Origin of the sequence: Microcoleus sp. FACHB-1515, from assembly GCF_014696105.1 — a bacterium.
Classification (GTDB): domain Bacteria; phylum Cyanobacteriota; class Cyanobacteriia; order Elainellales; family Elainellaceae; genus JAAUTJ01.
Genome location: NZ_JACJPO010000041.1, coordinates 92,853 through 116,565 on the forward strand (window position 1 = coordinate 92,853; position 23,713 = coordinate 116,565).

Below are 23,713 nucleotides of genomic sequence, written 5' to 3' on the forward strand. Positions count from 1 at the left end.
CTGCAATTTCTTAATATTTCGTACCAATAGCACCAGACGGCGATCGCAAAATGTGTAGCCCTTGACGCTTTGCCATCTTTTTCGGCGCAGCGGCTCAATTGTCTTCCTTGCGACAAATGCAACAGAACCGTAGATCTACGATTCTGGTTTACTATTCCTTAACCATTTCCAAAACTCTATGTGCGGTATTGCTGGCGTCATGAATCACGACCCCTCACGTCCAGTCGATCCTGAAGTGCTGCTGGCGATGGCGGCGATTCAGTCGCACCGGGGGCCAGATGGCTGCGGCATGAAGGTGATGGACGATCGCGGAGTTGGATTTGGTCATGCCCGCCTCGCAATTATCGACCTCAACCCCGAACGCGGACGCCAGCCGTTTCTGTCTGCCGATCGCCAAGTGATGATCGCCCACAACGGCGAATTCTATGACTACCAGCGCATCCGCGCCGACCTCACTTCACGCGGCTACCGCTTCCAAACGAAAAGCGACACCGAACTGCTGATCCACCTGAGCGATCGATTTGGCTTAGAAGGCGCAATGCCGCATCTGCGCGGCGATTTTGCCTTCGCGATGTACGAGCGGTCGAGCGATCGGATGACCTTGGTGCGCGATCGATTTGGCGTCAAGCCGCTGTTCTGGACGATGACGCCGGAAGGCTTGGTGTTCGGGTCGGAAATCAAAGTGCTGTTCGCTCATCCTGCCGTCCAGCGACGCATTTCATCCGAGGGACTGTATCACCAGCTAATGCAGCTCATGGTTCCCGGAACGACGGCATTTGAAGGAATTCACGCGGTTTTGCCCGGACAGATGGTGATCGTCGATCGCCGCGATGGACGCCTTCACGTCCGCACGCAGATGTATTGGGATCTCAACTTTCCTCGACTGGAGGAGCGCGAAACGCTCGAAGACGAATACTACATCGAAGAACTGCGCCGCTACTTCATCAACGCGATTCAACTGAAGTTGGAAGCGGATGTTCCGGTCGCCTGCTATTTGTCCGGCGGGATTGATTCCTGCTCAATTTTGGGGATCGCGGCGGCTTGTCGGCAAGCTCCGATTAAGACTTTTACGATCGGATTTGACGACCAAGATTATGACGAAACGGCGATCGCTCGCGAAATGGCGGAGGCGGTTGGAGCCGATCAGGACGTGATTTCGATTCGCGGCGGCCAGCTTTATGAGCAGTTTGCCCGCACGATTTGGCACACCGAACGCAGCATCTACAACACCTTCACCATCTCAAAGCTTTTACTCAGCGAGCATGTCCACAAAGCCGGATTCCGCGTCGTCCTTACAGGCGAAGGCTCAGACGAACTGTTCGCCGGATATCCGCAACTGCGGCTCGACATGATTCGGCACGGCATGAAAGACGCCACGCCCGAAGAACGCGCCGACCTCGAAGCATGGCTGCAAGCAAGCAACCGCATCTTTCAAGGCAACCTGCTCGCCGCCAATCCGATCGATGATCCCGCCCTCGCGGATGTCGTTGGCTTCACGCCCAGCAGTTTGCAATCTTGGCTGACCGCTGCCGCCTCCGTCCCCCCGCTGCTGCATCCCGACCATCGCGCTAAGACGCAAAACTATTCGCCCGGAAGTGCCGTTGCCGCGACGCTCGATCGCGCCCAACTCGAAGGTCGTCACGCCCTCGATAAGGCGCAATATGTCTGGATCAAAACGCAGTTTGAGTCGCAAGTCCTCGGCTGGGCGGGCGATCGCGTCGATATGGCAAACTCGATGGAAGCCCGTCCCCCCTTCCTCGATCACCATCTGGCCGAATTTGCCGTGACGCTGCCGCCCTTAATGCGCTTTCGCAACCGTCGCGATAAGTACGTTCTGCGTGAAGCGATGCGCGGCGTTCTACCCGAAACGCTCTACAACCGCCAAAAATTCGCATTCATGGCTCCCCCCGCCCACACCGATCGCCTCAAGCAAGCCGCCATGCTCAATCTTGCCAACGAGTATCTGTCGGAAAGTGCGATCGCATCTGCCGGACTGCTCGACGCCCAAGCCGTTGCCCAAATCCTCCAGCAGCACAGCGACAGCAACACGTCGAATAGCGATCGCACCCGCCTCGATGCGATCATCAACCATCTGCTCAGTGTTCAGATGATGCACCAGCAGTTTGTCGCGGCTGATTTACCGAAACTGGGGCGCGATCGAGCGAGGGAATTGGGGTGGAAGGCTGAGCCTGTGTTGGTGAGTGTGTGAGGGTGGGGGGCGATCGTAAGTATTTAGCTATATTTCACATTCCATCTCTTTGATGCTCTACTGTATTCACTAGGCTGCTGCAACGTTTTTAATAACTGACCAAATCCAGCTTCTCATGATGCGAAGTTGAGTGTCTAAAGCAATTTCTTGAAATGAATAGTTTGTGTGTCCTGTCTGCTTAAAGACTCGGTTGCACTGGTCAATCTCAGCAAGGGAAGCTTGGCCTAGAGCAGGGCAAACTGCCAAAGGCATTTCTGAGACTCCAACATATTTTGGCTGAAATCGATGCGTTACAAAAGCAAGTGAATTGTCAGCATAAGAATCACTTAAGCTCGTGCGTTCAGGGATATCTAGCTCAAAAAAACCTGGAGACAGAGCTTTCTTGGAAAGTCCAGTTGGGTCTTGAGAAAGTAACGGAATCCAATTTGGTGTTGTAGCGGTAACCTGATTGGCAACTTTGTTTACCCAGCTCACATTAGAAGCGCTGCTTACATAAAAAAATAATCCTGGACTAATACAATGAGCAGAATGCAAAGAGAAATAGGCATCAACTCGATCGAACTGCTCAATCCACCGCCGAATTGCTACACACTCAGGGTAGGTATCTGTTGTGAAATGTCCCTCTAAATCGCGTTGATGATTAAGATTCAGTAGCTCTTGTAAATTTACAGTTTCAGATAATTGACTGACGTTCCGAAACAGAAAATCTGGATCGGCTACAGGAACAATACGAAATCGAACTGTTGACGGCAAATTACGAACAAGCGTTTGAAGAATTGATAGGGCAGTTAGTGACCCAATCATTTCATCGGCGTGAAGCCCAGCCACAATCACCACTGTACGATTTGCCTGTTCACTTCCTGCTGTGACTCCATAAATCGATCGACCCTCACCCGATATACCAATCTCCTCAACAGAAGCTCTTAAAGTTTTCGTCGCTTGAATTAATGTATCAATTTGTTTTAGATCAATCCAATTCATGATACCAACTCATAAATTCTTCCCTTTTGCGTTATAACAAACACTTTGTAGAAATGCAAAAAAAGAGGGGCACGATCGCCCCCCTCCAAAACGCATTTTCAACTCAATTAACGAGCGACGTTGTAATACGACTGAACGGCCAACAGCACGATCGTCAGCGTTCCGATTACAATTCCGGCGATATAGAGAACCGAGGGCTTTTTGGGCGTTGGGGTTTCGCTGTCGCGCTGCACTCCGGTCGGGACGAGATTTTCAGAATCTTTGGTTTCTGCCATGATATTTTCCTCAAATTGAAATTGCTTTATTGGCTATGATGCGCTGTCGAGTTCGATCGAAACATCTAGCTTGTGAAGTAGGCGTGAATCGAGAAAAGGTTAACTTTAGCCTGAATCCCCAACCCCTGCTGTACCCTAGAAGGGTTGAGCCGGAAAGTGGAATGGTGGATGCGACGATCGCGCAAGCTCACAGCCTGAAGCAAGCGCTGCTCGATTTTGTGATGGATGCCGAAGACGACTTGGCACAAGCCCTTGAAACTTATGCTGCCGATCGCACCCGTGCCCAAAAAAGCACGATTCCCCAAGCTTTGATTGTCGATGCGTTTTTGACGGAGGGGCGCGTCGGTGGGCAAACGCCGATCGATTTGTTTTTGGCAGCGCATCCAGATTTGTCCCAGAGCGATCGCACCTTGGTCGAAAGCTGGAAGCGCAGCTTCACCGGACTGTTTGCCGTTGAGGAGATTTTGCCGGACGGCTTTGAGTGGGTGAACTGGCTCACCAACAAGCACTACATCGTGAAGCCTGCCAGCGACAAAGACGCCAGCGATCTCGCACGGCTGAAGCCCGGAGAAATTGTGTTAACTCGGATTGCACCCGTCGGGAACGAGTGGATGCTGTCGGCTCCCGTCACCTTCCTAGGCAAGTTGGGCAAGCCCAAGCTGGCAGTGGCGATCGGCAACTTCCGCGACGCGCACAAAGCTTCGCTCTACAGCGATGCGCCCGAACTGCTGGAGCAGGCGTGGCAGTCGGTGGTGAAGTATCACGATGCGTTTTTGGAGTTTTTTGGCAGCGATCGAGTCGCGATGTCCGGTTACGAACTGAATAAGAAAATGACGGAGTTCAGCAGTTTGCTTTCAAAGCGGCAACTCGCGGAAGCGGGAATCGATGAGTCAAAATCGATCGCTGACCTGGTGGCCGAAACTGACATGAGCGAGGAAGAACTGGCCGAAGCTGCGAAAGAAGCCGGAGTCGATGCTGCTGTCATGAAGCAAGCCCTCAAAAATCCCCAAGCTGCTGCGAAAATGATGGCTCCGCAAGTGCAACTTCCCGACGCGATCAAAAAGGCGGAATCCGTCACGGTGTTGGCCGATCCGCGCTGGGGACAAATGCTGCTACCGCTGCACGATCGCTTCAAAGCCGTTCTGCAAGCGGACGACTGGCGCAGCGTTGAGGGATCGGAGAAGCTGGTGCGCCACTACCTCACCGATCCCAGCATCAACTATTTTGTTTGGCAGCAGTTAGCTCAGGAATATCCGCAGGCGATCGAGCGCGTTCTGCAAGATTTCCTCAACCGTCCCGACTTTCAGATTGCCGACCTCGCAGCGGTTTTGGCGGAACAGGGCAAAGCGATCGAGCCAGAACTGCCAGAGATCGCCAGCGTCCCGATTCATCTGCACACTTTGTTTGAGGACGCGATCGCAGAAGTCAACAAGTCAAAACCAAAGGCAAAGAAGGCGCAAAAAACCGGATTTGGTCGCTAGTTCACGCGATCGAACTACTGTCTATACCACGCTTGTCGCCACTGCTTCATCTGATCGATTTCGCGCTGCTGGCTGTCGATAATCGATTGCGAAAGCGTTTTGATTTCAGGGCGATCGCTATTTTGCAGAGCTTGATTTGCCATGTCGATCGCCCCTTCGTGATGTGGAATCATCGCGTTAATAAACCGCAAATCAAACTGATCGTCGGCAGCACCGAGATCGACATCCATCATCATGTTCGATCGCATTTCTTCTGACATTGGCATGTCGTGATTCATCTGTTCGTGATACATCACTGGCTCAGCAGGGGCATCGGGATACCACGATTGTCGCCAGGATTTGAGTTCAGAAATTTCGCGTTCTTGCGCGTCAATAATTTGTTGAGCTAGCTGCTTGATTTCCGATCGATTCGATTTTTGCAGTGCTTCTTGCGCCATCACCACTGCGCCTTCATGATGGGGAATCATGCCGTCAATAAAACGCAGATCAAACGTTTCATTTTTCGGTCCCAAATTCATGTTCATCGAATGATCCACGCCGTGCATCGCACCGTGATCCATTTCTGGCGTTGAATTTTGGGCAGTCTCAGCAGTTGGGGAATGAGCGGATTGATGAGAACAAGCGGCCAGCGCCAGTGTTCCCGTCAGAAGAATTGCCAGTAAAGGATTTTTCAGCTTCATGGTTTTTGTCTGCTGTGCTACTTTATTCAATGCTAAATGCTCTAGTAGACTGGAGAGTCAAGCTTGTTGAACTGTACCAGTCGGGAATTCGGAATTGGGGAAGCGATCGTTTCTAGGGTTTGATCGATCGCTGAAATTGAGAGAATTAGGATTATCTTTCACGCGAAAGCAGAATGCAACCTTACCTTGAAGTGAGCAAGATAATTGATTGGCAAAATCCAACGATTTTGGAACTGGCTCGATCGATCGCTAGCCCGCATCAAAATTTATTGGCGATCGCGAAAGCTTGCTTTGAATGGGTGAGAGATGAAATTCGCCACAGCTACGACGATTCGCTGAATCCAGTCACTTGTGCCGCTTCTGACGTGCTGAAGCACAAAACCGGATTTTGCTATGCCAAAAGTCATTTGCTGGCGGCATTGCTCAGAGCGAATCAAATTCCCGCTGGCTTTTGCTATCAGCGGTTGTGGGCGGATGAAACGGGTACAAAGTTTTGCCTGCACGGTTTTAACGCGATCTATTTGAATGAATTTGGCTGGTATCGCGTCGATGCGAGAGGCAATCGCGCCGACCTCCACACGCACTTTTCGCCGCCCCATGAGCAGCTTGCCTACCGCGCCGACCAGCCTGGAGAAGTTGACTTTCCTGAAATTTTTGCTCAACCGCTGGCGATCGTCGTGAACGCTTTGCAAATGCATCAAACTCTAGAAGCGATTTTGCAGAACTTACCCGATCGATCGCCAGCGAATTGCTAAATCCGAGCCAGCGTTACGGCTTGCGGCTGATCTTGATATTTGCCAGCGCGATCGGCGTAGGTGATTTGGCAGGGTTCGCCTTCCAGGAAAAGTAGCTGCACGACGCCTTCGTTAGCATAGATGCGGCAGTCGGCGCTCGATGCGTTGCTGAATTCCAGGGTGATGTAGCCTTCCCAACTCGATTCGATCGGCGTGATGTTGGCGATGATGCCACAGCGAGCCAGCGTCGATTTGCCTAAGCAAATGGCGGTGACGTTGCTGGGCATGGCGACGCGCTCGCGGCTGACACCGAGTCCGTAGGCGTTGGCGGGAATGACGAAATATCTGGAGCCGTCTTCGTCAATGTGCAGATCGGCTTTTTCGAGGTTCTTGGGGTTGAAGCGCTTCGGGTCTACGATCGTGCCGGGAATGTGCCGAAACACGCGAAAATCCAGTTCGCTCAAAGACAAATCGTAGCCGTATGAACTGAGGCCGTAGCTAATCACGCGGCGATCGTCAATTTGGCGAATCAGCGATCGCTCAAACGGCACGATCATGCCGCGTTCGGCCTGTTCAATAATCCATCGATCGTTTTTGAGCATAACATCCTCTTAGCTATCTAGCGTCGCGAAAGTTCAGGAGAATACTTTAACCGCTACCCGTAGAAAGATCTAGTCAAAGATCCTCTTTCCATTAAAGCAAACTCGCCAGATGCAGTCTGAGTCAGTCAGGATACCAAATCGCCTCGATCGCCTCCGCCTGCTCGATCGCCTGCGCTCGATCGCCACTGCCGAGCAAAACCGTGACGTGACCGAGTTTGCGACCGGGGCGCGATTCCTTGCCGTACCAGTGGACGAAGGTTTGCGGACGTTCGGCAAGTCGATCGCGCACATCTGCGTAGTTCGATCGCGACGACTCGTAACCGAGCAAATTCACCATCACGGCTCCGGCGGATTTCATCGCAGTTGAACCGAGCGGCAGACCGCAAACCGCTCTTAGCTGCTGCTCAAACTGCGAAGTTTCGCAAGCTTCGATCGAAAAGTGGCCGGAATTGTGCGTGCGCGGCGCGACTTCGTTGACCAAAACCTGATGATCGGAAGTCAGAAATAGCTCGATGCCAAAAATTCCGACCGCTTGCAGGGACGTGACGAACTGACGGGCGATCGCTTCTACGGCTTGCTGAATTTCGATCGACAAATCATTCGTCACCAAAACGCGCCGACACACTTGATCGTGCTGCTGCGTTTCGACAACCGGATAGGTGACGATTTCGCCTTGTTGCGATCGCGCCACCATCACGGCCAACTCGCGCTCAAACGGCACAAATTCTTCCAGAAGCGGCTGCTTGAGATTTGGGAATGCGGCGTCGGGCGATCGCAAAATAAACGTTCCCTGTCCGTCGTAGCCGTGTCGTCTCGCTTTGAGAACCACCGGAAAGCCAAATTGACTCAGTGCGGCTGAATCAGTCAATTCGATCGCCGCAAATCTGGGAACGGGTGAGCCAATAGTTTGAAAAAACTGTCGCTGATCGTATTTGTCGAGGAGCGGTTCAAGAACGCTTAGCTGGGGAAAGAATTGAACGCCTGTTTGCGCGATCGATCGCAGCCCTTCCAAATCAACAAATTCGTTTTCAAACGTGATCACGTCACAGCGATCGCTGAGTGCTGCCGTTGCTTGGGCATCGTCGATCGCCGCCAAAATCACGTCGTCCGCGATGCCGACAGCCGGATCGTCGGGCTTAGGCGTTTGCACGATCAGTTGGAGGTGGAGCGATCGCGCTGCCGTCGCCATCATCCAGGCCAATTGTCCGCCACCAATCACACCGACGCGCATCAGCGACAGCCCAACGATTCGCGAGTGTCTACTTGCGTTTTGGCGTTTGTGCCGTCTGCTCTGGCACAGAGTTCTTTCACCTGAGCGCTATCGAGAATTGCCTCAGTGAAGTCGGCTCCGGTGATGTTGGTGTCCACGAAGGTCGATCGCAGCAAAATCGCTTCGGTGAAGTTGGCATCGCTGAGATCGGAACCGTCAAACTTGGCTTGGTCGGCCAGCGCGTTCGTGAAATCTGCACCGTGTAGATCGGCCAGCGTCAAAACGGAGGCGCTAAAAACCGCGCCGCGCACATCGGCATCGCGAAAGTTTGCTCCTTCCAGATTGGCGTTGGAAAATTCTGAGCCTTGCAGTTCTTGCCCGGAAAAATCGTGGCCTTTGAGTTCCGCATTGCTAAACGACATTGGCATTGTCCAGTCTGCCAAGGCAGGCAAACTCCAGCAGGTGATGCACAGCAGCAAAATCGTAGCCAACCAGCGAATGATCATGACAAGATGCGGGCGTGTTTTTTCTATCTTGACAGGATCAGGGCATTTCGTTGACCCGATCGGCTCGATCGCCCTTCGATTCGCTTGAAAAAAATTGCTTTTTCTGACTCGACAAAACGGCTCTAATGCCCGAATTTAATACATTCTAGAAGCTTTCCCCCCCCCTCAAAATTTTGGGATTGGGAGGATTGCGGATGCTGGAGAAGCATCTGCTGAAGCTGCCGATAGCGAGCTTGAAGCATGATGAATTGTGCGCCAAGATCGATAAATTTCGATCGATCACACTGCGGTTTCTGGCTGCTCGGTTTAAAGCCTGAATGGGTCAAATCGGGTTTGGCAGAGTGGCGATCGATTTCTCTAAGCAAAATCGCGAGCACTCGACTACTCAGGCTTTTAAGCAGTTGCAAGTCTTGGGCAAGCTGCTTGGCTTCAGGCAGAGCAAGCAGGTGAGGATCAGCCAGGACATCTGCAATCCGCTGAAACAAAAGAGAGGTTGGGTCTTGAGCAAGCGGCGATTTGGCGCTTGCTAGCAGTTCTTGGTTGAGTAGATTAAGTTCTTGGTTGGCGATGGCTAATTCTTGCTCAAATGCTTGCAGTTCAAGGTCTTTGGCGGCAAGCTCTGCGGAAAGCATGGCAATTTGTTCGCACAGCAGAGCGTTCTCGTCTTGCAGCCGGATGCTCGCCTGAAGGTTTGGGCTGGATGCAGCTTGGCTCAATCTGTCTCGTGGCTCGCTTGCCATGATTTTGGCCTTGATTTTTAGTTCTTTTCGGCACAGTTTGGCACATCTTAGATTCGCTCGCCTCTATCTCCAGTCGATCGATCACAGCCCCTAAAAAATGTTGCCCCCGCTGGATCATTCCAGCGAAGGCAAAGGCTGCTTTTGGCGCGGCGATCGGTTGAGCAATCCCCTAGCGCATTACTTGATACTGGCTGCGGCGAATTCTCGGCATTTTCGGCTGATCGAACTCGGTGTGGCCGTAGTGACGCTGTTCAAGCCAGGTGAGCACGTCAGATTCGCTCAGGTGGTGAACCGATCGACCCGATGTCGGATCATAACCGTTCCACCAGGTTTGGCCGCTGGCATCGATCGACTGCCACAAGCGCGGTTCGGTTGAGCCTTTCAGGTCAGCAACCACCGCCTGCCAAAATTCCTGAATTTTCTGCTTTAGGCTTTTTCTTGGCGGCGTAATCAGTTCGAGTTCCTGATATTCCTTCCAATTCATTGAAGATTTCATATGCGTTTCCTCAGCCAATTTGTCATTTTTAATACATTTTTATTCTATTTTCTCTGTTAAAGAAAAACCAGCTTAAACTTGAATCGCTGACATGAGGAACATCGATAGATCAATCGATCGGAATCTGCCTGAAGCGAGAGACAAATTTTGTGTCAGTCAGAGCAAAACGGTTGACAATAGACTTTTATTGCTATCAAGAGAACTGTGAGCCGCGCTAGCGACAGCCTGCGAACCAATCGCCAACTGAAGCTTTCTCAACTCCGCATTTTGGTGGCGGTGGCAAATGCGGGCAACTTCAGCGAAGCCGCCCTCAATCTGCAAATGTCGCAGTCTGCCGTCAGTCACGCGATCGCCACGCTGGAAGATCAGCTTGGCGTGATTTTGCTGTCGCGCGGACGGTATGGAGCGCGGTTGACTCCCACTGGCGATCGCATCGTCACCCATGCTCGCGAAATCGTGCAGCGGATCGAGTCAATTCAGTATGAGGCCGATCTTGCGAAAGGACTCGAAGGCGGACAGGTACGAATCTGCACGTTTCGCAGCGTGGCGGCGCGGTTGATGCCGCAGGTGATCGCTCGGTTTCATCAGCGGTTTCCCTCGATCGCGGTCAGCCTCAGCGAACGCGAAGACTATCCGCATGTCGAGCAGGCGTTGCGCGAAGGTCAGGCGGACATCGGCTTCACGTATCTGCCTGCGAGTGAGGAATTCACCACCTGGGAACTGCTGCGCGATGAGTTTGTTGCTCTGCTGCCGCCGAACTTTCGGCCTGCCAAACCGCAGCTAAGCTGGGCGGAACTGGCTGCCCAATCGTTCATTTTGCCGCCGGACGACGTGATGATGATGAGCGTCCGGCAGCACTGCCTCGCACATGGCTATCCGCTGAAGGTGGCGTATGAAATGGATACGGATGCCACGATCGTCAGCCTTGTCGCTCAAGGGTTGGGCGCAACCATTTTGCCGCGCTTGGCGGCGGCTCCAATTCCCGCCAACCTACAGGTTTTTAGCTTGCCAAAACCGCTATTTCGCGTGATTGGCATCGCAGTTTTAGCGGATGCGCTGCATGTTCCGGCTGTGTTTGCGTTTTTGGATGTGCTGAAGGAAGAAGCCCGATCGCTCTCGAAATCGCTCTGATTACAGTCGCTCAGGCTTGGCCGTAAGCCAATTCACCCAGAATGTAGGTGGCGTGAACGGCGCGATCGTCTCCCATGATCATCAGGCTAAAGATTCGGTCAGCCAGTTCTTCGATCGAATCTGGCAAAGTTTCAGGGTTTCGTAAGGCCATGATGGGAGTCGATCGCAAATTCAGCACCACAAAATCCGCTTCTTTTCCTACATCAAAATTGCCGATCTTATCTTCTAATCGCAGCGCTTTTGCCCCGCCCAATGTTATCAGAAATAATGCTTGAAATGGCGACAATTTCTGTCGTCGAAGCTGCACAACTTTATAAGCTTCATTCAGCGTTTGCAGCATCGAGAAACTTGTGCCGCCGCCGACATCGGTTCCCATGCCAACTTTGACCGGAGAATGAATGGATTTTGCTCGTTCCAGGTTGAATAAACCGCTTCCCAAAAATAAATTGGAAGTGGGGCAAAAGGCGATCGCGCTCTCTGCTTCTGACAAGCGCTGAAATTCCGTTTCGGTTAAGTGAATGCCGTGCGCGAAGATCGAGCGATTGGTGACGAGATGAGCGCGATCGTAAGCATCTAAATATCCATCAGCCTGCGGAAACAGTTCTTTTACCCAGGCGATTTCATTGACATCTTCGGAAAGATGAGTGTGCAGATAAACATCGGGATATTCTGACAGCAATTTTCCGGCAAGCTGCAATTGTTCATCGGTTGAAGTTGGCGCAAATCTTGGAGTAACGGCATAGCGCAGTCGATTTTTGTGATGCCATTTTTCGATCAGTTGCTTGCTTTCTTGATAAGACGATTCGGCGGTGTCTGTGAGGAAGTCGGGCGCGTTGCGATCCATCATCACTTTGCCTGCAATCATGCACAGATTGAGGCGATCGGCTTCTTCAAAAAAAGCATCGACCGATTCTGGAAATACCGCTGCAAACACCAAAGCTGTTGTTGTTCCATTCCGCAAAAGCTCTTGCAAAAATATTGAGGCAACTTTTTTTGCATAGGCTTTGTCTTGAAATTTGCGCTCGGTTGGAAAAGTGAATTTGTTCAACCATTCCAAAAGCTGTTTGCCGTAGGCGGCGATCATTTCGGTTTGCGGAAAGTGGATATGCGTGTCGATAAACCCTGGCAGGATCAGCAGGCCAGTGTAGTCGGTTGTTGGAATATTTGGGTATTTCGATCGCAACTTCTCATAATTTCCCAACTCCTTAACTTTGCCCGCTTCAATGACTAACAACCCATCTGCAAAATAGCGGACGCTTTGCGCTTCGTCGGTAAAAAATGGATCGTCCGTGAAGTCGAGAAATGCAGCGCGGAATGCTTTGGCTGAGGAAGACGGCATAAGTTGGCAGTTCGATCGATCGCTCACAATTTTAAGCAGATCTGGCGCGATCGATTCTGTTCATTCAGGGCGAAAGTGGTGGGGGAAATTGGATTAGGTCGATCGCGGTTCCGTGTCCGATCGGCAAGGCGACTTCGAGGTTTTCGTTGGGGCGGGCGATGATGTGATGAGATAGGATTTCGCCGCCGTTAACCGTCGTGATGGCGTTGAGTCCCGCTGCGATCGCAGTTTGGACTTCGGCAACGTTGCCGCGAATGATTACAGTGATGCGCCCCAGGTCGGTGTTTTCGTAGCCGACGAGGGTGACTTGGGCAGCTTTGCACATGGCGTCGCCTGCTTCGATCGCGGCGGGAATGCCTGCGGTTTCAATCATGCCAATTGCGATCGCCATACTGTCTGTCTCCAATAGCTTTTCGGACGGTTGATTACTTGCTATTTTCGATCCGCCGACCCTTGGAGACAGGGGTTTCACCCCTTCTCCAAACCTCTAACCCCACCAAAGGGTTCCACCCTCTGGACTCCCAAAGGTCATATCTGTAGGCTGCAATGTGGCGCTACGCATCGGTATGCCGACCGCGACCCTCGTGTTGCCCGCTCCCCTTTCATTCCTCATCCTTAATCCTTCATCCCTTCACAAGCAAAATTCCCCAAATTGCCATCGCCCTTAGATAGTGGCTCGCCCGAAACGTTCCGGCTGCGGTGATCGCTTCGGGGGTGCGGAACTGGAGGCCGTTTTCGTAGATTTGGTGGACGACGGCTGAGGTGAGGCGCATGGCTTCCTCATGCATGTCCATCTGGTGGAGGAAGGCAGCAAGACCGAAGTTGATGCCTGTCCAGACTTCGAGCGGGTGGGTGTCGTTGGGGTTGAGCGGGGTTCCGTCGGGGCGGAGGCCGTTGGCTGCGCCGAATTTGCCGTCGTGGAAGTTGAGGAAGCAGGCTTCGTAAATGGTTTTGAGGCTCGATCGCGCCTGTTCTGGAGGCACAATGTCCCCTAGTCCCAGCAGTCGCGCATAAAATTGGCCGCAAAGCTGGTCGGCCATGACGACATCGGAACCGCTGCCCGTGTCGAGTCGGTAGTATTGACCGTTCCACAAGGTTGCGTAGACAAGTTGAGATTGGGCGAGCCAAGCTTGGTAGGTGGCGATCGCTTCCCGCAAATATTCAAGCGATGCTTTGTACTGAGACGGAACTGCGGAAAAATTCGCCAGCAGAATTTTTCCGATCGCGATCGCCGCTTCCAGCGCTGCCAGCCACAAGCCGCCGCAGTAGGCGCTCACGCCTTGCAGTCGCCAGTCGTCAAAGGTTTGGTCGGGTGCGCCGGAATTCTCTGGGATGCCGTCGTTGTCGTAGTCAAAGGTTTTGAGATAGGCAAGCGTTCGGGCGATCGCTTCCCAGCATTCCGCCAAAAATTCGATGTCCGTTCCGCCCGTCAACACAAAATCGCGATACACCTGCAAAACAAAATCGCTGCCCAAGTCTTTCCACTGGTTGCAGTCCTGGTAGCTGGTGTAGTTGGTTTGCTCCCAGGGATGTTCGTTCGGTGCGCCCAAGTCGTGCGGCGTGGCGTCTTTTGCTTTTCGCAGCGCGTGCGGACTTTCCATTTTCTGCACGAAGTAGTAGCCAATGACGCGAGTGCGATCGTCCGACTGCGGAATGGCGCGGGCAAACGATCGCAATACGGCTTTGTCGAGTTCCGGCCACAGCATCAGCAGCGCAAACGACCCATACAGCCGCACATCCAGGCTTTCATACCAGCGGTAGTCAATGCACTCTAGCACGGCAAACTGCCCGAACCGATCGCGATCGCTGGCCGCACTCCACAAGGTTCCGCCCTGCGTCAGGTCATAAAGCTCGTTGAACAAGGCCATCTTGAACCAGTCGGGCAAGTCAGCGCGATCGCAAATTGGCTGCTGCCAATCGCAAATCTGCTGCCGCCAGTTTTGATAGTGGTCGAGTCCAGCTTGCGCGATCGCCCAGGCATTTTTGCCGCTGCGTCCAAAAAAATCGGTGTAGCGCCGGAAATACTCAACGCCTGCGGCAAATTCAGTGACGGGAAAATCCCACGCCAGCACAAACGGAATCGATCGCACTTCACCCGGAGTTAAGGTGATGCGGACGGCGATCGCCGCTCCAATCTGTTCTCCTTGCGCCGCCGCCGTTTCATCGGCATGGTTCGCCAGCGCTCCATCTTGCGCGAAAGTTTGCCACAAATCGCTGCCGTCCCCTGCCGGATTCCAGCGCGTGTGATAGAAAAGCTCGGCATTTGCAGCTTGAGCGGCGATCGCCCACTGTCCATCGCCTTCCGCCGCAGTTTCAAAGCTGCCATCGAGAACGCAGCCAATGCGATCGCCCGCTTTCAACAATCGATTCAAGTTCCCCGCACTTTCGCGGATGCGCGGCTGATATTCATAAACCGGACTGCCATCATCCCGCATCTTCACGTCGGGCGACTTGAGCGTGTTGGTGAACCAGCCAACCATGTTTTGCCAGGAAAGCAAGATGCTCAGCGTGATCGGGCGATCGCTTGGATTTTCAATTGTCCAGTTGAAGAGGGCGATCGGATAGCTTGCCTCTTGATAGTTGTGCGCCCAAATTGGCGAAAACTGCTCGCAAATTAAATTCGCCGCCAATCCATTTTTATAGACAAACCAGCTACGCGGATACAAAGCGTGATAGCTGCCGCTGTCGGCTGTCCCGACTGCCGAATCCCACTGCCACGCGCCCAAACTGCCATCTGTCGCAGGCTCCGTACACAAGGCAAATGCTCGCCCCGTTTCACCTTCCACCTGCTCAAACACGCTGAACTGGCAGGCAGGCATCGACTCGAACCAGTGTTCGCCGCCGTCGATGTGCCACAGATTAAAGTCGCCTCGGTGCGATCGCCCAACACAGCCCGCCCCAAAGCCGCCCAAGGGCATTCCGTGCCAGGGGCCATCGTCGAGATTGCTGGCATAGCGAACGGTGTAGGGCTTTTCCCAGCCTTGGCCGATCGATCGCGTCCAGGCAGCAGCAGGAATTTCCGGGCGGGCAGAATTTTTCATCTCCCGATTCTACAGCGTGGCGATCGATTTGCTGCGATGACTGTTTGTCAACGGCAAAAACACTGAGCATTATTTGCGACAAGGGGTTTTACCCCTCAGTTTGGTGCTTTAGTGCTTTGATTAATCGTCAGTAGAGGACGCGATCGAGCAGGTTGAAGTAGTGAAACTACTGAATAGTAATTATACAGGTTGACAAATTTAATTTTTTTCGCAGGCTCAATTTTATGAAGCGTTGATTAAGAACCACCGGAAGAGCGATTTTTTATATGAGGATTTACTGAGCGTTTCACTTTTCTCCCGGAAATTTTTTATGCTTCTTTTCAGTGAAATCCCGCGATCGTTGATGCTTTCGGTTTGTTTCTGATAGTCGATTCACAATTTTTGGTGCGTGGAGGCACTGAAGCTATGTCATCTACACTCGTTTTGATTGACGCCGCGATTGATCAGGTCGCCCTGCTTGCCAGTAGCGTTAGTCGTGATGCAACGATCGTCGTTCTCGATTCGCAACAGGACGGTGTTGCCCAAATCAGCGCAGTTCTCGCTGCCCAAGCGTCGATCGAGGCGGTTCATCTGTTTTCACACGGCGCACCCGGCACGCTTCAGCTTGGCGCCACCACGCTCAACCTTGACTCACTCGCCGCCTACGACCTCGCGCCTTGGCAGCAAGCCCTGCGCCACGCCAACCTGCTCATCTACGGCTGTCGCGTTGCCTCAGGCGCGGTAGGCGATCGCTTCTTGCAGGAATTACATCAGCGCACCAGAGCAAACATTGCCGCAACTGCCACGACAACGGGAAGTGCAGCGCAGGGCGGCGATTGGAATTTGGAATGGCGCATCGGGGCGATCGAACCCGTGCCCATTCTGCATCCGGACGTGATGGCGCAGTACGATTCAACGCTGCAAATTCGCTCCAACCTGCTTTACGGCGTTTCGGAAGGCGAACTCTACGAAATCACCTTAGCCACCGGCAATGTGCGCGTTGTCAGCGATCTAAGCTTCCAAACCTTTGCGATCGCTCGCGATTCGCGCACAGGCAACCTGTACTACATCGAAAATGGCGTTGGCACAGGCAGCGGCACACCGATCGCCTTTTTTAATCCCACTACCGAGGAAAACACGGTAACTCCCAACACAACAGGCGTTTCCGAACAGTTCGTCAAGCTGGCGCAGCAGGCGGGCAGCGGCACGCTCTTTGCAATGACGAGTTCAACCGCCAATCTCTACCAGATCACCCTGAATGGCGACATTCCCAGCGGAGCAGTTGATTTGGGGCAGGTTCGTCTCGCAGATGGCAGCATTTTGCCGTTTGGCGGTGGTGATGTTGCCTTTGACCCCGACAATGCCAATCGACTGTTTGCGATCGTCACTCGACCTGACGACCTGGAAAATCGCTATGAGCTATACACGATCGACGTAACAACCCTGACGGCCACACTGGTTGGAAACGTGCGGGATCAAAACGGCACAACGTTGAGCGATGTTGGATCGGGTTCGCTTGCTTTTGGACAAGATGGCGACCTCTATCTAACTTCCCAGTCCGATGCAAACGGCAACGCCTCGTCAAGTAACCGTTTGTTTCGCGTCAACCAAAATACGGGCGTTGTGATCAGCAGCACTCCGATTCAAGCCAACATTCAATTCAACGATTTCGCCACGCTGCCCATCACCCTCGACCCCGAAATTGAAGATCCCGATGATCCCGACGCGGAGGGGTGCGTTCCCGGTATCAATCGGCGTGGCAACAACCGCAACAACCGCTTGCTGGGTGACAACAACATCAACCGCCTGTTTGGGCGCGACGGAAACGACTTGCTGCGCGGCTTTGACTGTCCTGACCTGCTCAGCGGCGGACGTGGACGCGACCTGATTCGCGGCGGTAACGCGGGTGATCAGCTTCAGGGCAACCAGGACAACGATCGACTCAACGGCGGACGCGGCAACGATCGACTCAACGGCGGCTTGGGCAACGATACAATGCTGGGCGGCAGAGGAACAGATTCACTGCGCGGCGGCAACGGCAACGATCGCATGTTTGGCGGCACAGGCAACGATCGTATGCTGGGCAATCAGGGCGACGACTTCATGGAAGGCGGCGCAGAAGATGATGTCCTAATTGGTCGACTCAATCGCGATACGCTGCGTGGTCAGGGCGGCAACGATCGACTGCGCGGCAACCTGGGCGACGATCGACTCAGCGGCGGCGCGGGCGATGACTTGCTCGATGGCGGACGCGGCGAAGACATCATGGAAGGCGGCAGCGGCGACGATCAGTTGTTTGGCAGGCTGAACAATGATGTGATGAGCGGCGGCGACGGCAACGATTTTCTCAACGGTCAGGCCAACAGCGACGAAGTGCGCGGCGGAGCCGGGCGCGATCGCTTGATCGGCAGAGGCGGCGCAGATCTGCTCGTCGGCGGCGCTCAAGCAGACGTACTCAACGGCGGCCAAGGGTTTGATCGCATGTTTGGCGGCGCAGGCAACGATCGCATCATTGGCGGACGACGTGCCGATCGCATTAGCACAGGACGCGGCAGCGATATTGTGGAATATCGCGCCATCGGAGATGGCGGCGATCGCATCTTCGACTTTTCCACCGCTGTCGATCAAATCGACCTCAGCCGCATCTTTGCAGGCAGCGGCTACGGCAGCAATCGCCCGTTCCGCCAATATGTCAGCATCGAGCAAACCGGACTCGATACGACCATTTCGATCGACACCAATGGCGATCAACGCGGTGGCTTTGAGTCATTCATCACGCTCTCTGGCATTCGTGCCAATACGGTCGTGCGCCGCAATTTCGTGGTGTAGTATCTGTCGGGCGATCGCGTCAATTCTCAGCAAGCGGCAGGCGTTCCGCTACGATGATGAAGTTGAATCGATCGCCCATTCCCATTCATGTCTGCCAACGCTCCTTTTTCCCCGCAAGAAATCGCCGCCGAAGGCATCAAGCCCGACGAATACGAAGAGATTGTGCAGCGGCTCGGACGCCACCCCAACCAAGCTGAATTGGGCATGTTTGGCGTCATGTGGTCGGAACACTGCTGCTACAAGAATTCGCGTCCTTTGCTGAAGCAGTTTCCCACAGAGGGCGATCGCATTCTCGTTGGCCCCGGTGAAAATGCGGGCGTAGTGGACATGGGGGACGGACTGCAACTCGCCTTCAAAATCGAATCGCACAATCACCCTTCTGCCGTCGAACCGTTTCAAGGAGCAGCCACCGGAGTAGGCGGCATTCTGCGTGACATTTTCACAATGGGCGCAAGGCCGATCGCCATCCTCAACTCGCTCCGCTTTGGCAATCTCGACGATGCCCGCACCAAGCGATTGTTTTCCGGCGTCGTTTCAGGCATCAGTCACTATGGCAATTGCGTTGGCGTTCCAACAGTCGGCGGCGAAGTATATTTCGATCGCGCCTACGCCGGAAATCCGCTCGTGAACGCAATGGCGATCGGGCTGATGGAAACACCAGAAATCGTCAAATCGGGCGCATCTGGCATCGGCAATCCGGTTCTTTACGTTGGCTCCACAACCGGACGCGACGGGATGGGCGGCGCAAGTTTTGCCAGCGCAGAATTAAGTGATGCTTCACTGGACGATCGCCCCGCTGTCCAAGTTGGCGATCCGTTCCTGGAAAAATCCTTGATCGAAGCTTGCCTTGAAGCCTTCAAAACCGGAGCAGTCGTTGCCGCTCAGGATATGGGCGCAGCCGGAATTACCTGCTCTACTTCTGAAATGGCGGCAAAAGGCAATGTGGGAATTGAACTCGATCTCGATCGCATTCCCGTTCGCGAAAGCGGCATGGTTCCCTATGAATACTTGCTGTCGGAATCGCAAGAGCGGATGCTGTTTGTGGCCGAAAAAGGACGGGAATCAGAACTGATCGAAATCTTTGAGCGTTGGGGACTTCATGCCGTTGTTGCGGGTGAAGTTATTCCAGAATCGATCGTGAGAATCTTATTTAAGGGTGTAATTGCTGCTGAAATTCCCGCAACTGCACTGGCTGACAACACACCGATTTATCACCGCGAATTGCTTCAAGAACCACCTGAGTATGCTCGTCAGGCTTGGCAGTGGACAGAAGCCGACTTGCCCGACTGTGACCTAACAGGCATTCGATCGAAATCTTGGACAGATGTTCTGTTGACCCTGCTGGATTTGCCCTCGATCGCTTCAAAACGCTGGGTCTACCGACAGTACGATCATCAAGTTCAAAACAACACAATTTTGCTTCCGGGTGGTGCGGATGCCGCGATCGTGCGGTTGCGACCCGTGAATGCAAATCCGGCTGATTCCATCAGAGGCGTTGCGGCAACGGTTGATTGCAACTCGCGCTATGTCTATCTCAATCCGTATGAAGGGGCAAAAGCTGCGGTGGCGGAAGCTGCCCGTAACCTGTCCTGTGTCGGAGCGGAACCGCTAGCCGTAACGGACAACCTCAACTTTGGCAGTCCCGAAAAGGCGATCGGCTATTGGCAGCTAGCCGAAGCTTGTCGTGGATTGGCTGAAGCCTGCCGCGAGTTCGCTACGCCTGTCACAGGCGGAAATGTCTCGCTTTATAACGAAACGCTTGATTCCGCAGGCAATCCGCAGCCGATCTATCCAACTCCGGTGGTCGGCATGGTCGGGCTGGTGGCAGATATTCGGCAGGCCTGCGGTCAAGGCTGGCAGTCTGAATCCGACTTGATCTATCTGCTCGGTCAAAATACAGCGACGCTGGGTGCGTCTGAGTATCTAGCTGCAATACACGACACGATCGCCGGACAGCCCCCGACCGTCAATTTTGAGGCAGAACGGCGTGTTCAGTCTGCCTGTCGAGTTGGCATTCAGCGCGGCTGGGTGCGATCGGCTCACGATTGTGCGGAAGGCGGCTTGGCCGTTGCTCTAGCGGAAGCTTGCATCAGCGGCAATCTGGGAGCCGAAATTCAAATTCCGCTTTCAGGTCGCGCCGATACCGTTTTGTTTGGCGAAGGTGGAGCGCGAATTTTGGTTTCGATCGCTTCCTCCCATCAAGTCGATTGGGAAACCTTCTTGCGCGAGCAGTTGGACCAGAACTGGCAGCAGCTTGGACGGGTGAGCAGTTCGGTTTTGCGCGTTGCCACAGATGATGCAGATTTGTTAATCGACGCTAGCCTAGAGGTAATGCAATGCTGGCAGGTTGCGATCGATCGGCGGATGAGCGCCGAGCCGAATCCGGTTTGATTTTTCTGCGCTGCTTCGAGCCGTTCAAGATAAGATCATTACGAAAGCTTAATCTGTTCTTACAAAACATTAAGTCCCAGGGTCGGTTTGTTGCTGCCCCGCTCACTCATTTCTTCTCTCCTTGATCCCAAGTCGCATGATGCCTAACCACCTCGATCGCTCTGGTGACGCTGTTCGGCCTGCTGGTGACATCGCAAGACCCGACAAACCCGAAGAAGCCTGCGGCGTCTTTGGCATTTATGCTCCGGGCGAAGATGTTGCCAAGCTCACCTATTTTGGACTCTACGCGCTTCAGCATCGCGGTCAGGAATCCGCAGGCATCGCAACGTTTGAGGGAAACACCGTCCACCTGCACAAAAACATGGGCTTGGTGTCGCAAGTGTTTGACGAAACGATTCTCAGTGAGCTTGTCGGCAATCAGGCTGTCGGCCACACGCGCTACTCGACAACCGGATCAAGCCGCGTCGTCAATGCACAGCCTGCGGTCGTTGAAACGCGATTGGGATCGATCGCCCTTGCCCACAACGGCAACCTCGTCAACACAGGCATTCTGCACGAGGAACTGCTGCGATCGAACGTGCAGCTTGTCACCACGACTGATTCTGAGATGATTGCGTATGCCGTCGCTGAAGCCATCAACGCCGGAGAAGACTGGCTCAGCGGTGCAATCACTGCCTTCAAACGCTGCGAAGGTGCATTCAGCCTCGTAATCGGCACGCCCGACGGCATCATGGGAACTCGCGACCCAAACGGCATTCGTCCCTTGGTGATCGGCACGCTGGAAGCAACCGAAACCACGCCGATTCGCTACGTCCTCGCCTCAGAAACCTGTGCGCTTGACATCATTGGCGCGGACTATCTGCGCGACGTGCAGCCCGGAGAACTCGTTTGGATCACCGAAGAAGGCATCGCGTCCTATCACTGGGCAACGCAGGCCAAGCGCAAACTTTGCGTGTTCGAGATGATCTACTTTGCTCGACCCGACAGCGTCATGAACGAGGAAAGCTTGTATAGCTATCGGATGCGGATCGGACGGACGCTGGCGATCGAATCTCCTGCCGATGTTGATTTGGTGATGGGCGTTCCCGATTCCGGAATTCCCGCCGCGATCGGCTTTTCGCAGCAGTCGGGCATTTCCTACGCCGAAGGCTTAATCAAAAATCGCTACGTTGGCCGCACGTTCATTCAGCCCACGCAGCACATGCGCGAAGCGGGAATTCGCATGAAGCTCAATCCGCTCAAAGATGTCCTAGTGGGCAAGCGGATTTTAATTGTGGATGATTCGATCGTGCGCGGAACGACCAGCCGCAAGATCGTCAAAGCCTTGCGCGATGCCGGAGCGACAGAGGTTCACATGCGGATTTCCTCCCCGCCCGTCACGCATCCCTGCTTCTACGGCATCGACACGGACAGCCAAGACCAACTGATTGCGGCGACCAAATCGGTTGAGGAAATTGCCGCTCAAATCGGCGTCGATTCGCTGGCCTACCTCAGTTGGGATGGAATGCTGGAAGCGACCGGAGAAGCCAAAGACACCTTCTGTTCTGCCTGCTTTACGGGAAACTACCCGGTTCCGGTTCCCGAACAGGTGAAGCGATCGAAGCTCCTGCTGGAAAAATCCACGCCCGTCAGCGTCTAGTCAATTTTCAAAAGCTGCCTGTCGCATTCCGGATGGGCAGCTTTTGGGACAATCAGCGCGGATTCGATTCGCTCGGCACGATCGCCAAGCTCAACTTCTCGCTCGATCGCAGCACAGTCAACTCGGTTCGCACACCGACTTTCTCATCGGTCAAGGCTTTGTGCAAATCATCGATGCTGGCGATCGCTTGATTCCCAAAGCCAACGATCACGTCGCGCTCTTGCAGTCCGGCAAGCTGGGCAGGGCTTCCGGGTTCGATCGAGATCACCAAAATGCCGCTGGCAACCGGAAGGCTGTAAAAGTTTTGCACTCGTTTTGGCAGCGGAACCGTTTGCCCGCCAATGCCAACAAAGCTGCGCCGCACCCGCCCATCTCGCAGTAAGGCGCTAATCACAAACTTGGCCGTGTTAATCGGAATCGCGAAGCAAATGCCTTGCGCGGACAGAATCACAGCGGTATTCACGCCGATCACTTCACCCCGCGAGGACACCAAGGGGCCACCCGAATTTCCGGGATTTAAGGCCGCATCGGTTTGAATGATGCTGTCGATCAAGCGGCCAGACTTGGCGCGAAACGATCGCCCCACCGCGCTGATCACGCCTGCCGTCACGGTTGCCTGAAAGCCGTAGGGATTGCCGATCGCGATCGCCATTTGTCCGGCTTTGAGCGCGTCAGAATCGCCGAGCTTTGCCACCGTTAAGTCGGCTGCCTGAATCCGAATCACAGCCAAATCTGTATCGGGATCATCACCGATCAGTTGTGCCTGCACGCGCCGCCCGTCCGAAAGCGTCACCTCGATTTGGCTGGCGTTGTGGACAACGTGGCTGTTGGTGAGAATGTAGCCGTCTGGCGTGAAGATGAAGCCCGACCCGTTACCGCCGACTTCTTGCGAACCGCGCGATGTCCGGCGCGTTTGCTTGACATCAATGTTGACGACAGCGGCTCCAACGCGATCGACCGCTTGCGTGACTGCCTGCGAATATGCATCAAGCAGCAGTTTATCGTTGGGAACAGCCGCATCATTGGGAACAGGTTGAAGCGAGCGTCCGACTTTTGGCAGGCTGTTGTCTGAAACAAGTTGAAGTTGCACCATGACGCTGCTCCTGAAGGCTAGTTTCTGTATGATGGCGCAGCGCAAATCGAATCGACAACTTAAGCCTATCGGTCGAATTTTTTCACTAAAAATTTTTCTAAGCTAATGAACAATTGCAGCTTGATTTAATCAGCAAAAGGAGAAAATTCATGAGCAGCGGTCACGCCAGCCACAAAGGAAAATCGGTGAAGCCCAACACTAACATGAACGGTGAAATTGACGCCGATCCCAACATTCCCCAGGACATTCCGACCGAAGAAGGCTATCCGTTTGACGATCGCGGTGATGCCAAGCCAGAAGCGGTTGAACGTCCCAGCAATCCTTCTGCTTCTCAGCACGACGATCGCTAAATTGTAA

Annotated in this window: 20 protein-coding genes; 8 read left to right on the forward strand and 12 right to left on the reverse strand. The window is 53.7% G+C overall.

Annotated elements, in window-relative coordinates; all coding sequences use genetic code 11:
* Window positions 1-178 precede the first annotated feature (178 nt).
* Window positions 179-2,209 (forward strand): asparagine synthase (glutamine-hydrolyzing), encoded by a 2,031-nt coding sequence (gene asnB, locus H6F67_RS14605; RefSeq protein ID WP_190767347.1) that lies wholly within the window; start codon window positions 179-181, stop codon window positions 2,207-2,209.
* Between the two features lie 69 nt (window positions 2,210-2,278).
* Here asnB and H6F67_RS14610 read toward each other — a convergent pair whose 3' ends face one another.
* Window positions 2,279-3,190 (reverse strand): M14 family zinc carboxypeptidase, encoded by a 912-nt coding sequence (locus H6F67_RS14610; RefSeq protein ID WP_190767348.1) that lies wholly within the window; start codon window positions 3,188-3,190, stop codon window positions 2,279-2,281.
* 107 nt (window positions 3,191-3,297) lie between these two features.
* Complete coding sequence (locus H6F67_RS14615) at window positions 3,298-3,465, reverse strand: hypothetical protein (protein WP_190767349.1); 168 nt, start codon at window positions 3,463-3,465, stop codon at window positions 3,298-3,300.
* Between the two features lie 83 nt (window positions 3,466-3,548).
* Here H6F67_RS14615 and H6F67_RS14620 point away from each other — a divergent pair, with 83 nt between their 5' ends.
* On the forward strand, window positions 3,549-4,946 hold the full coding sequence (locus H6F67_RS14620; RefSeq protein WP_313926831.1) for a hypothetical protein: 1,398 nt from the start codon (window positions 3,549-3,551) through the stop codon (window positions 4,944-4,946).
* A gap of 14 nt (window positions 4,947-4,960) precedes the next feature.
* Here the strand turns inward: H6F67_RS14620 and H6F67_RS14625 are convergent, their stop codons facing one another.
* A complete protein-coding gene (locus H6F67_RS14625; RefSeq protein WP_190767350.1) occupies window positions 4,961-5,626 on the reverse strand; it encodes a DUF305 domain-containing protein in 666 nt (221 codons plus the stop codon).
* Between the two features lie 173 nt (window positions 5,627-5,799).
* Here H6F67_RS14625 and H6F67_RS14630 point away from each other — a divergent pair, with 173 nt between their 5' ends.
* Window positions 5,800-6,381, forward strand: a complete 582-nt coding sequence (locus H6F67_RS14630) for a transglutaminase family protein (protein ID WP_190767351.1) — start codon at window positions 5,800-5,802, stop codon at window positions 6,379-6,381.
* Here H6F67_RS14630 and dcd read toward each other — a convergent pair.
* From dcd to H6F67_RS14655, 5 genes are all read right to left on the reverse strand, one after another.
* Window positions 6,378-6,962 carry a dCTP deaminase gene (dcd, locus tag H6F67_RS14635; protein WP_190767352.1) on the reverse strand — a complete coding sequence of 195 codons (585 nt, stop codon included), beginning with the start codon at window positions 6,960-6,962 and terminating at the stop codon, window positions 6,378-6,380. The two genes, H6F67_RS14630 and dcd, sit on opposite strands and share 4 nt — an antisense overlap.
* Window positions 6,963-7,083: 121 nt before the next feature.
* Window positions 7,084-8,193 (reverse strand): 5-(carboxyamino)imidazole ribonucleotide synthase, encoded by a 1,110-nt coding sequence (locus tag H6F67_RS14640; RefSeq protein ID WP_199304429.1) that lies wholly within the window; start codon window positions 8,191-8,193, stop codon window positions 7,084-7,086.
* The gene (locus H6F67_RS14645; protein WP_190767353.1) at window positions 8,193-8,678 is read right to left on the reverse strand and encodes a pentapeptide repeat-containing protein; all 486 of its coding nucleotides are present in this window, start codon (window positions 8,676-8,678) and stop codon (window positions 8,193-8,195) included. The genes H6F67_RS14640 and H6F67_RS14645 overlap by 1 nt, the downstream gene beginning before the upstream one ends.
* A gap of 122 nt (window positions 8,679-8,800) precedes the next feature.
* The gene (locus tag H6F67_RS14650) at window positions 8,801-9,418 is read right to left on the reverse strand and encodes a hypothetical protein (RefSeq protein WP_190767354.1); all 618 of its coding nucleotides are present in this window, start codon (window positions 9,416-9,418) and stop codon (window positions 8,801-8,803) included.
* Window positions 9,419-9,587: 169 nt separating this feature from the next.
* On the reverse strand, window positions 9,588-9,914 hold the full coding sequence (locus tag H6F67_RS14655) for a hypothetical protein (protein WP_190767355.1): 327 nt from the start codon (window positions 9,912-9,914) through the stop codon (window positions 9,588-9,590).
* A gap of 204 nt (window positions 9,915-10,118) precedes the next feature.
* On the opposite strand from H6F67_RS14655, the gene H6F67_RS14660 reads away from it, so the two are divergent.
* Window positions 10,119-11,045 carry a LysR family transcriptional regulator gene (locus H6F67_RS14660; protein ID WP_313926832.1) on the forward strand — a complete coding sequence of 309 codons (927 nt, stop codon included), beginning with the start codon at window positions 10,119-10,121 and terminating at the stop codon, window positions 11,043-11,045.
* A 10-nt stretch (window positions 11,046-11,055) separates the two neighbouring features.
* Here H6F67_RS14660 and guaD read toward each other — a convergent pair whose 3' ends face one another.
* The 3 genes from guaD to H6F67_RS14675 form a co-directional block, all read right to left on the reverse strand.
* Window positions 11,056-12,384, reverse strand: a complete 1,329-nt coding sequence (guaD, locus tag H6F67_RS14665; RefSeq protein WP_190767356.1) for a guanine deaminase — start codon at window positions 12,382-12,384, stop codon at window positions 11,056-11,058.
* Between the two features lie 64 nt (window positions 12,385-12,448).
* Window positions 12,449-12,775 (reverse strand): carbon dioxide-concentrating mechanism protein CcmK, encoded by a 327-nt coding sequence (locus H6F67_RS14670; RefSeq protein WP_190767357.1) that lies wholly within the window; start codon window positions 12,773-12,775, stop codon window positions 12,449-12,451.
* Window positions 12,776-13,007: 232 nt separating this feature from the next.
* Window positions 13,008-15,425: a GH116 family glycosyl hydrolase gene (locus tag H6F67_RS14675; RefSeq protein WP_190767358.1), complete on the reverse strand. Its 2,418-nt coding sequence runs from the start codon at window positions 15,423-15,425 to the stop codon at window positions 13,008-13,010.
* A 405-nt stretch (window positions 15,426-15,830) separates the two neighbouring features.
* On the opposite strand from H6F67_RS14675, the gene H6F67_RS14680 reads away from it, so the two are divergent.
* The 3 genes from H6F67_RS14680 (at window position 15,831) to purF (ending at window position 22,263) form a co-directional block, all read left to right on the forward strand.
* Window positions 15,831-18,233 carry a DUF4347 domain-containing protein gene (locus H6F67_RS14680; RefSeq protein WP_190767359.1) on the forward strand — a complete coding sequence of 801 codons (2,403 nt, stop codon included), beginning with the start codon at window positions 15,831-15,833 and terminating at the stop codon, window positions 18,231-18,233.
* Between the two features lie 87 nt (window positions 18,234-18,320).
* Window positions 18,321-20,624, forward strand: coding sequence for a phosphoribosylformylglycinamidine synthase subunit PurL (gene purL, locus H6F67_RS14685; protein WP_190767360.1), 2,304 nt, complete (start codon window positions 18,321-18,323; stop codon window positions 20,622-20,624).
* 136 nt (window positions 20,625-20,760) lie between these two features.
* Window positions 20,761-22,263 (forward strand): amidophosphoribosyltransferase, encoded by a 1,503-nt coding sequence (gene purF / locus H6F67_RS14690; protein WP_190767361.1) that lies wholly within the window; start codon window positions 20,761-20,763, stop codon window positions 22,261-22,263.
* A gap of 52 nt (window positions 22,264-22,315) precedes the next feature.
* Here the strand turns inward: purF and H6F67_RS14695 are convergent, their stop codons facing one another.
* Window positions 22,316-23,356, reverse strand: coding sequence for a S1C family serine protease (locus H6F67_RS14695; RefSeq protein ID WP_190767362.1), 1,041 nt, complete (start codon window positions 23,354-23,356; stop codon window positions 22,316-22,318).
* Between the two features lie 149 nt (window positions 23,357-23,505).
* On the opposite strand from H6F67_RS14695, the gene H6F67_RS14700 reads away from it, so the two are divergent.
* Window positions 23,506-23,706, forward strand: coding sequence for a hypothetical protein (locus tag H6F67_RS14700; RefSeq protein ID WP_190767363.1), 201 nt, complete (start codon window positions 23,506-23,508; stop codon window positions 23,704-23,706).
* Window positions 23,707-23,713 lie beyond the last annotated feature (7 nt).